Source organism: Ferroglobus sp. (assembly GCF_015521575.1).
In the GTDB taxonomy this organism is placed as follows: Archaea; Halobacteriota; Archaeoglobi; order Archaeoglobales; family Archaeoglobaceae; genus Ferroglobus.
In genome coordinates this window covers 1-2,466 of the sequence record NZ_WANY01000210.1, presented here as the reverse complement: position 1 = coordinate 2,466, position 2,466 = coordinate 1, and the positions used below count along the sequence as shown (strand labels likewise).

Genomic DNA, 2,466 nt, shown 5'->3' with positions numbered 1-2,466 from the left:
GTGCTAACAGAGAGAGCCGGCGTTTTGACGAACGACTTTTTCGTGAATCTGCTGGATATGGCAATCGAATGGAGAGCTGTCGATAAAAACAGATACCTGTTCAACGGCTACGATAGAAAGAGCGGAGAAAAGAAGTGGATCGCAACGAGGGTGGATCTAATCTTCGGGCATCACGATGAGCTACGAGCTGTTGCGGAGGTTTACGCCTGCGATGATGCAGAGGAGAAGTTTATCAAAGATTTCGTTGCTGCTTGGGACAAGGTGATGAACCTGGACAGGTTCGATCTTAAAATGAAGTGATTAGCTTCTCTTTTTTTAATTTGTTTATCTCCACTCTCTCTAAACCTTAATTTTAATAAAGCGATTAAGGCAAGCTGATCTATGGCTGATTATCTTGAAGGGTTGAAGAAGATCGAGTGGGCTGAAGAAAGAATGAAAGTTCTTTCAAGGATAAGGAAGATTTTCGAAGAGGAGAAACCTCTTGAGGGTGTTAAGGTTGGTATGGCTTTGCACGTTGAAGCTAAGACCGCTGTCCTTGTTAAAACGCTCATCGCTGGTGGAGCTGAAGTCGCTATCACCGGCTGCAACCCCCTCACAACTCAAGATGATGTAGCTGAAGCTTTGAGAAGAGAGGGGGTGAAGTGTTTCGCTAAGAGAGGAATGAGCAGAGAGGAGTACTACAACGCTTTGAATAGGGTTATAGACGAGGAGCCGGATGTAATCATCGACGACGGAGCCGATCTGATCTTTTTACTTCACAAAGAGAGAATCGAAGACGCTGGAAAGGTTATAGGAGCGAGCGAGGAAACTACGACTGGTGTAAAGAGAATAAAGTCGATGGAGAGGGAAGGAATCCTGAAGTTTCCGGTTATAGCCGTAAACGACGCTTACACAAAATACCTCTTCGACAACAGATACGGCACTGGACAATCCACTTGGGACGGAATTCTGAGAGCGACGAACGTTCTGATAGCTGGAAAAACTGTTGTTGTTGCTGGCTACGGATGGTGTGGAAGAGGAATCGCATTGAGAGCGAAGGGACTGGGAGCGAGAGTCATAATCACGGAAGTTGATGAGATAAGGGCTTTGGAAGCGTTAATGGACGGCTTTGAAGTAATGCCCATGAGCGAGGCTGCGAAGATAGGAGATATATTCATAACAGCCACAGGCAATATTGATGTCATAAGAAGGGAACACTTTTTGTTGATGAAAAACGGAGCGATTTTGGCTAACGCTGGACATTTCAACGTGGAGATAAATCTTGAAGAACTCGAAGAGCTTGCGAAAAACGTTAGAGAAGTGAGAAAATACGTTAAGGAATATGATCTTGGAAATAAAAAGCTGTACCTTCTTGCAGAAGGTAGACTTGTGAATCTTGTGGCTGGAGATGGGCATCCAATCGAAGTTATGGACATGAGCTTCTCGAATCAGGCTTTAGCGGTGAGATATTTGGTGGAAAACAAAGGGAAGCTCGTTAACAGAGTTTACAGAATGCCCGAAGATCTGGATAGGTTCGTTGCAAAGCTTAAATTAGAGGTCGAGGGTGTGAAGATAGACGAGCTGACGGAAAAGCAAAAGAGGTACATCGAGGACTGGAGGATGGGAACATGATCTACAGCTACATTCCGGCTAAGAACAAACTTGCGAGGAGGAAATACTTAAAATCTTTCGCCGTTATGTACGCTTTAGCCGCGTTTATCTCTCTTTGGAAGCTCGCAGAGGATACGAAATACGCTTTTCCAGCCTTTGCTCTATTTTTTGCCATAACTATGCTCCTGATCACAACGCTCCGAAAACCGAGGTTTTTCGCTGTTATGGACGAATGGCTAATTTACAAAGGAAAAATTAACCTAAAAGAGGCTGAAATCTACCCTGACTTTGAAAACCTTGCTGTGAGGATAAAATGGAAGAAGGAGAAGGTGCTGTATTTCAACAGCGAGAGTGACATGAAAAATTTTCTCAGCGAAGTGGAAAAAGTTAAATACTCTTAAACCAATTTCCGCTGAATGCTCGTTAGAGAGATGCTGGATGATGAAGTAGAAGATGTTATTTTGACGGAATACGAAAAATTCGGGAACAGCATTTTTGCGGAACTTTCGATGACGGACTTCAAGAAAAAAGTCCTCGTTGCTGAAAAGCTAAAAGGCTTCGCAATAGTCTTCTGGAACGATGAGGAATTTTACATCGGTAGAATATTTGCGGAAAATTCAGAAGTTGAAAAGACATTACTTGAGAAATGTATAGTCGAAGCCTCTAAGATGAACTTTAAGGAAGTCCTTATTGAGGTTCCCGTAGAAGAGGACATAACGAAGCTGCTGGCTTTCGGATTCATCGTCAAGGAAATAGTGAAGCATAGATACGGAATTTGTAAGCATGCCTTCAAACTTTCTTACCAGATTTGATCTCCTTTATTGGCTCGGTTCTTATCGGCTGCTCTTTGATCAATCCTTCCGGTCTGTAGTAGAG

General features: G+C 43.3%; 3 protein-coding genes and 1 pseudogene. All 4 read left to right on the top strand.

Going from position 1 to position 2,466, the window contains the following annotated elements; genetic code table 11:
- Positions 1-300 (top strand): annotated as a pseudogene (locus F7C14_RS08425) (catalase-peroxidase); the annotation flags it as partial.
- Positions 301-381: 81 nt separating this feature from the next.
- Positions 382-1,611: an adenosylhomocysteinase gene (locus tag F7C14_RS08420; RefSeq protein ID WP_290901799.1), complete on the top strand. Its 1,230-nt coding sequence runs from the start codon at positions 382-384 to the stop codon at positions 1,609-1,611.
- On the top strand, positions 1,608-1,991 hold the full coding sequence (locus F7C14_RS08415) for a hypothetical protein (protein ID WP_290901797.1): 384 nt from the start codon (positions 1,608-1,610) through the stop codon (positions 1,989-1,991). The genes F7C14_RS08420 and F7C14_RS08415 overlap by 4 nt, the downstream gene beginning before the upstream one ends.
- Before the next feature lie 15 nt (positions 1,992-2,006).
- Positions 2,007-2,402: a hypothetical protein gene (locus tag F7C14_RS08410; RefSeq protein ID WP_290901795.1), complete on the top strand. Its 396-nt coding sequence runs from the start codon at positions 2,007-2,009 to the stop codon at positions 2,400-2,402.
- Positions 2,403-2,466: the final 64 nt, after the last annotated feature.